Origin of the sequence: Streptomyces solicavernae (genome assembly GCF_029968095.1) — a bacterium.
GTDB lineage: Bacteria > Actinomycetota > Actinomycetes > Streptomycetales > Streptomycetaceae > Streptomyces > Streptomyces solicavernae.
In genome coordinates this window covers 233,357-239,634 of sequence record NZ_JASCIR010000008.1, presented here as the reverse complement: position 1 = coordinate 239,634, position 6,278 = coordinate 233,357, and the positions used below count along the sequence as shown (strand labels likewise).

The 6,278-nt window shown below is 70.1% G+C and carries 4 protein-coding genes and 1 pseudogene; 3 read left to right on the top strand and 2 right to left on the bottom strand.

All coding sequences use genetic code 11. From position 1 onward, the window contains the following. Positions 1 to 371 precede the first annotated feature (371 nt). Complete coding sequence (locus QIS99_RS12985) at positions 372 to 956, bottom strand: biotin transporter BioY (RefSeq protein ID WP_282513376.1); 585 nt, start codon at positions 954 to 956, stop codon at positions 372 to 374. 262 nt (positions 957 to 1,218) lie between these two features. Here QIS99_RS12985 and QIS99_RS12980 point away from each other — a divergent pair, with 262 nt between their 5' ends. From QIS99_RS12980 to QIS99_RS12970, 3 genes and pseudogenes are all read left to right on the top strand, one after another. After that, a complete protein-coding gene (locus tag QIS99_RS12980; RefSeq protein WP_282513375.1) occupies positions 1,219 to 2,640 on the top strand; it encodes an amino acid permease in 1,422 nt (473 codons plus the stop codon). Positions 2,641 to 2,761: 121 nt separating this feature from the next. Then, positions 2,762 to 4,162, top strand: a pseudogene (locus tag QIS99_RS12975) (amino acid permease); the annotation flags it as partial. Between the two features lie 581 nt (positions 4,163 to 4,743). Beyond that, positions 4,744 to 5,385 carry a superoxide dismutase gene (locus QIS99_RS12970; protein WP_282513374.1) on the top strand — a complete coding sequence of 214 codons (642 nt, stop codon included), beginning with the start codon at positions 4,744 to 4,746 and terminating at the stop codon, positions 5,383 to 5,385. Between the two features lie 128 nt (positions 5,386 to 5,513). Here the strand turns inward: QIS99_RS12970 and QIS99_RS12965 are convergent, their stop codons facing one another. Next, complete coding sequence (locus QIS99_RS12965) at positions 5,514 to 6,176, bottom strand: mycothiol-dependent nitroreductase Rv2466c family protein (RefSeq protein WP_282513373.1); 663 nt, start codon at positions 6,174 to 6,176, stop codon at positions 5,514 to 5,516. Between the last annotated feature and the right edge of the window lie 102 nt (positions 6,177 to 6,278).

Sequence of the window (6,278 nt, the reverse complement as noted above, 5' to 3'; positions counted from 1 at the left end):
GCGCGAACGCCGCCGCCCCCGCACCACCCCCACCACCAACCCCCAGCCCAAGCCCGAGGACACCACCGACCCGAAGACCAAGATCAACGCCTGACCCACCCCGCCCTCCGCACACGCCCCCTCCGGACCGACCGCCGCCGGAGGGGGCGCCGTCGTAGGCGCCGCTGTCCGCCTCCCGGCTCGGCCGGAACCTGAACCATCCGTTCGGGGAGCACCCGGTGGAGGCGGTACAGGGTGTGACGTACGACCCGAGGGGGTGTTCGGTGCCGGGGGGTGACCCCCTCCCCGGCACCGAACAAAGTCAAGCGCCGGAGGGGCTGAAAGTCAGCCCCTCCGGCGCTTGAGGAGGGAGAGGAGGGAGAAGGAACGCCTCAGCCTCGACGCCCCGCCAGCTTCCAGGCCGACGGGAGGGCGCCCATGGCCAGCGCGGCCTTCAGCGCGTCGCCGATGAGGAAGGGGACGACGCCCGCCGCGAGGGCGGCCGTGAAGGAGAGTCCCGTCGCAGCCATCAGCCACGGCACGCCGACCGCGTAGATCGCCAGGGAGCCGAAGGCCATCGTGCCCGCCATCCGCAGCGCGGACCGGTCACCGCCGCGGCGGGCCAGCTCGCCGACCAGCGTCGCGGCGAGCAGCATGCCGAGGACGTACCCGAAGGACGCCCCGCCCCAGCCCGCGGTGCCGCCCTGGAACCACGGGACGCCCGCGATGCCGGCCAGCGCGTACAGGGCGAGGGCGGCGAACCCGCGGCGGGCGCCGAGCGCGGTGCCGACGAGGAGCGCGGCGAAGGTCTGGCCGGTGACCGGGACCGGGGAGCCCGGCACCGGGACGACGACCTGGGCGGCGAGCCCGGTGAGCACGGCGCCGCCGGCCACCAGCGCGACATCGCGGGTGCGCGAGGCGGGCAGCAGGTCGGCGAGGACCTGGCCGGGACGGGTGGTGACGGCTGCAGTGGCCATGAGGACTCCCTGGCAGGACGTGGTGCGGCGGTGGTGGTACGGACCTTGCGACGTTAGCCCACCGTCGTACGCGCGTTCACCATGAGGCCCTGACAAAGGGGAAGTTGGGGTCTTGGTGTGATCCGCACAAAGGCCGGAGCCCACACCGGCGCCCGGAGTGACCCTCATCACGCCAGGCCAGAGCGGCACCGTCGCTTTTGCGGAAAGCGGGGTGCCGGGGACAGACTGTGGGGTCCCACCAAATCGCTGAGAGCGCCACCACATGCCCGACTCCACGGCCCACGCGGCCGCGCCGCAGGACCCGAAGCCGCCCCTTCAGGAGTCGGAGCCGCTCTCCCACGCCCTGAAGCAGCGGCATCTGACCATGCTGGGCCTCGGCGGCGTGATCGGCGCCGGGCTGTTCGTGGGCTCCGGCGCGGGGATCTCCGTGGCCGGGCCGGGCATCGTCCTGTCGTATCTGATCGCGGGCACGCTCGCGATGCTGGTGATGCGGATGCTCGGCGAGATGTCCGCGGCGATGCCCGCCTCGGGTTCGTTCTCGGTGCACGCGGAGCGGGCGATCGGGCGCTGGGCCGGGTTCAGCGTGGGCTGGCTCTACTGGATGCTGCTCGTCGTCGTGCTCGCCGTGGAGGCGACGGCCGCCGCGCAGATCGCCAACGGATGGGTGGCCTCCGTACCGCAGTGGGCCTGGGTACTGATCTTCATGCTGTTCTTCACCGGCGCGAACCTGGCCGCGGTGCGGAACTTCGGGGAGTTCGAGTTCTGGTTCGCCCTGCTGAAGGTCGCGGCGATCGTGCTGTTCCTCGTCCTCGGCACGCTCGCCGTGTTCGGGCTGCTGCCGGACACCGATCCGGTCGGCCTCACCAACCTCACCGGGCGGGACGGGTTCCTGCCGAACGGCTGGCAGGGCGTGGTCTCCGGGGTCCTCGCGGTCGTCTTCGCCTTCGGCGGCCTGGAGGTCGTGACGATCGCGGCGGCCGAGTCCGCCGACCCGGCCCGCTCGGTGGCCCGCGCGGTGCGCAGCGCGGTCTGGCGGATCCTGTTCTTCTACGTCGGCTCGATGCTGGTGATCGTGACCGTGCTGCCGTGGACCGCGCAGCAGGCGGGGATCAGCCCGTACGTCAAGGTGCTCGACTCGATCGGGGTGCCGTCGGCCGGGCAGATCATGAACATCGTGGTGTTCGTGGCGCTGCTCTCGGCGCTCAACGCCAACCTGTACGGCTCGTCGCGGATGATCTTCTCGCTCGCCGAGCGCGGGGAGGCCCCGAAGGCGCTGCTCAAGGTGTCGGGCGGCGGGGTGCCGCGGCTCGCGGTGCTCGCCTCGGTGGCGTTCGGCTTCGTCTCCGTGCTGCTCAACCTGAAGTGGCCGGACTCGGTCTTCAAGTACCTGCTCAACTCGGTCGGCGCGGTGCTGCTGTTCGTGTGGGCGCTGATCGCCGTGTCCCAGCTGCGGCTGCGGCGGCTGATCGAGCGCCGGGCGCCGGAGAAGCTCGTCCTGAAGATGTGGGGCTTCCCGTGGCTGACCTGGACCGCGCTCGCCGCGATCGCCGCGGTGGTCGGGCTGATGCTGACGGACGCGGAGGCGCGGCCGCAGCTGCTCTGGTCGACGGGTGCGACGGCCGCGGTGATGGCGGTCGCGGGCCTGCGCGAGTGGCGAGAGCGACGACACCGCAACACGCGGTGACCGAACGTGCACTTCAGGTCAAAGAATTGTCCGGATAGCGAGCCAGATCTTCTGCTGAGCGGAGACGACGCTCACACTGGCGGGGCCTTCTACCGTCTCACGTACTGGACTCCCCTCGACCATGTCTCGGACAACTCTGGATAAAGAGCACGATTCGGGTACCGCGACCGAAGCACGGCTCGGCAACGGCCTGAAGCAGCGCCATCTCTCCATGATCGCCCTCGGCGGTGTGATCGGTGCCGGACTGTTCGTGGGCTCCGGCGCCGCGATCGCCGCGGCCGGACCGTCGATCATCATCGCGTACGCGATCTCCGGCGCCCTTGTCATGCTCGTGATGCGCATGCTGGGCGAGATGGCCGCCGCCAACCCGGCCTCCGGCTCCTTCTCGGTGCACGCCGAGCGGGCGATCGGCCCGTGGGCGGGCTTCACCGCCGGCTGGTCGTTCTGGTTCCTGCTCTGCGTGGCCGTGGGCCTCGAAGGCATCGGCGCCGCGAAGATCGCGCACGGCTGGGTGCCGAGCGTGCCCGAGTGGGCCTTCGTCGCCCTGTTCATGCTGCTCTTCTGCGTCACCAACCTGATCTCGGTGCGGAACTTCGGTGAGTTCGAGTTCTGGTTCGCCGCGCTGAAGGTCGGCGCGATCGTGCTCTTCCTCGGCATCGGCGTCGCCGCCATCGCGGGCGTCCTGCCCGACCACGAGCCGCCGGGCCTGTCCAACCTCACCGGCCAGGACGGCTTCTTCCCGAACGGCAGCGAGGGCCTGATCGTCGGCCTGCTCGCCTCGGTCTTCGCGTACGGCGGTCTGGAGACCGTCACCATCGCGGCGGCCGAGTCGGAGCACCCGGTCAAGGGCGTGGCGAAGGCCGTGCGCACCGCGATGTGGCGCATCGCGATCTTCTACGTCGGCTCGATGGCGGTCATCGCCACCCTCGTCCCGTGGAACAACCCGGCGCTGCCCAACCCCGACAAGGGTTCGTACGTCGTGACCCTGGAGGCGCTCGGCCTGCCGGCCGCGGGCCAGATCATGAACGTGGTCGTCTTCGTCGCCCTGCTCTCCGCGATGAACGCCAACATCTACGGTGCCTCCCGCATGGCCGGCTCGCTCGTCGCCCGCGGCCAGGGCCCGAAGCTCCTCGGCAGGATCTCCGGCGGCGTCCCCCGTGCCGCCGTGCTGACCTCCAGCGTCTTCGGGTTCGTCTGCGTGCTGCTCAGCTACTGGTACCCGGAGACGCTGTTCGCCTGGCTGCTCAACATCATCGGCGCGATCATCCTCGTCGTCTGGTTCTTCATCGCCGCGGCCCAGCTGCGGATGCGCAAGAAGCTGCAGCGCGAGGCGCCGGAGAAGCTGGTCGTGAAGATGTGGGCCTACCCGTACCTGACGTGGGTGGCGCTCGCCGGCATGGCCGCGGTCTTTGTGCTCATGGCGCGCGAGGAGGGCACGCGGATCCAGCTGTACTACACGGGCGGCCTGACGCTCGTGCTCATCGTCATCGGCTACATCCTGCAGCAGTCCAACTCCGTGAAGGCCGCGCACGCCAAGGTCGACACCCTGGCCGCCGAGCTGGAGGACCTGAAGGCGGGCAAGCTGCCGCCGGCCCCGGCGGGCGGCGACACGCAGGCCCCGGTCGAGACCGAGGCTCCCGAGGTTCCGGAGGCCCCCGAGGCTCCGGAGTCCCCCGAGGCAGAGGACGCCGAGCCGGAGCCCGAGGCCAAGGCGGAGGCCAAGGCGGAGGCCAAGGCGGAGGCCAAGGCGGAGAACAAGGCGGAGGCCAAGGCGGAGAACAAGGCAGAGGCCAAGGCTGAGGAAAAGGCCGAAGCGGAGGCCGAAGCGGAGGCCGACGCCGAGACCGCCGAGGTGAAGACGGAGGAGGCCGCGGAAGCGGCGGACGCCAAGTCCGACGACTCCCCCGACTCCCCCGACTCCCCCGACTCCCCCGACAAGCAGAAGGCCGACGCCAAGAGCTGATCGCCCGCACTGCCGCGAAGGCCCCCGCCCGGATACGTCCGGGCGGGGGCCTTCGTCGTACGGATCCACCGCACCCCGACGATCACTTGCTGCTAGCCTGCACTTGCAACAGACTTGCAATAAGCCTGGAGGGGACCACGATGGCCGTCTACACACTTCCGGAACTCCCTTACGACTACTCCGCGTTGGCTCCCGTGATCAGCCCCGAGATCATCGAGCTGCACCACGACAAGCACCACGCGGCGTATGTGAAAGGTGCGAACGACACCCTCGAACAGTTGGAGGAGGCCCGCGAGAAGGAGGTGTGGGGCTCGATCAACGGCCTGGAGAAGAACCTCGCCTTCCACCTCTCCGGGCACATCCTGCACAGCATCTACTGGCAGAACATGACCGGTGACGGCGGCGGCGAGCCGCTGGCCGCCGACGGCGTGGGCGACCTCGCGGACGCCATCGCCGAGTCCTTCGGCTCATTCGCGGGCTTCAAGGCGCAGCTGACGAAGGCCGCCGCGACCACGCAGGGTTCGGGCTGGGGTGTGCTCGCGTACGAGCCGGTGAGCGGGCGGCTGATCGTGGAGCAGATCTACGACCACCAGGGCAACGTCGGCCAGGGCTCCACGCCGGTCCTGGTCTTCGACGCCTGGGAGCACGCCTTCTACCTGCAGTACAAGAACCAGAAGGTCGACTTCATCGACGCCATGTGGGCGGTCGTCAACTGGCAGGACGTGGCGAAGCGTTACGCGGCCGCCAAGGAGCGCTCGTACAACCTGCTGCTCGCCCCCTGAGACCGGGCCGAGCCGCACAAGAACGTCCCGCCTCGTGATCGTCTTCTCCACCTTCGCCGGGCGGGCGGACAGAAGAAGGGCCCCACGAGGACGTGACTCGGGGGGCCCTTCCGTGCGCCGATGCGCGGTCAGTCCAGGTTGGAGAAGTCCGGGTCCGCGGTACGGGTGCGCTTGATCTCGTAGAAGCCCGGGGTCGAGGCCACAAGGAGGGTGCCGTCCCAGAGCTTCGCGGCCGCCTCGCCCTTCGGGGCCGGGGTGACGACGGGGCCGAAGAAGGCGACCTGCTCGCCGTCCGCGCCCGGGACCGCGATGACCGGCGTGCCGACGTCCTGGCCGACCTTGTCGATGCCCTCCTGGTGGGAGGCGCGCAGCTCCGCGTCGTACTTCTCCGAGTCCGCGTAGTCGAGGAGGGAGGCCGGCAGGCCCACGTCCTTCAGGGCCGCGGCGATCGTCTCGCGGGTCGCGTCCTCGCCGCGGTTGTGGAAGCGGGTGCCGAGCGCGGTGTACAGATCCCCGACGACCTCGTCGCCGTGGAGCTGCTGCGCGGCCGTCACCACGCGCACCGGGGCCCAGCCCTTGGTGAGCAACTCGCGGTACTGCTCGGGGAGTTCGTCCAGGCGGTCCTCGTTCAGAACGCTGAGGCTCATCACATGCCAGCGGACCTCGACCGGGCGGACCTTCTCCACCTCCAGCATCCAGCGCGAGGTCATCCACGCCCAAGGACAGAGGGGGTCGAACCAGAAGTCGGCGATGACCTTGTCCTGCGACTCGTTCGGCGCCTTGGTCGTCATGTCTCTCCTCGTACGGAATCCGGTGGCCGTCGTGCGCGTCCAGATCCCCACAACAGCGGGCGGGCCCGGGTCATTCCCGGATGTCCCGGCCCGTGCGCGCAT

Excerpts from the sequence above, each read along its gene's own strand:
- QIS99_RS12965 (WP_282513373.1), bottom strand. The coding sequence starts at position 6,176 with ATGACGACCAAGGCGCCGAACGAGTCGCAGGACAAGGTCATCGCCGAC.
- QIS99_RS12985 (WP_282513376.1), bottom strand. The coding sequence starts at position 956 with ATGGCCACTGCAGCCGTCACCACCCGTCCCGGCCAGGTCCTCGCCGAC.
- QIS99_RS12970 (WP_282513374.1), top strand. The coding sequence starts at position 4,744 with ATGGCCGTCTACACACTTCCGGAACTCCCTTACGACTACTCCGCGTTG.
- QIS99_RS12980 (WP_282513375.1), top strand. The coding sequence starts at position 1,219 with ATGCCCGACTCCACGGCCCACGCGGCCGCGCCGCAGGACCCGAAGCCG.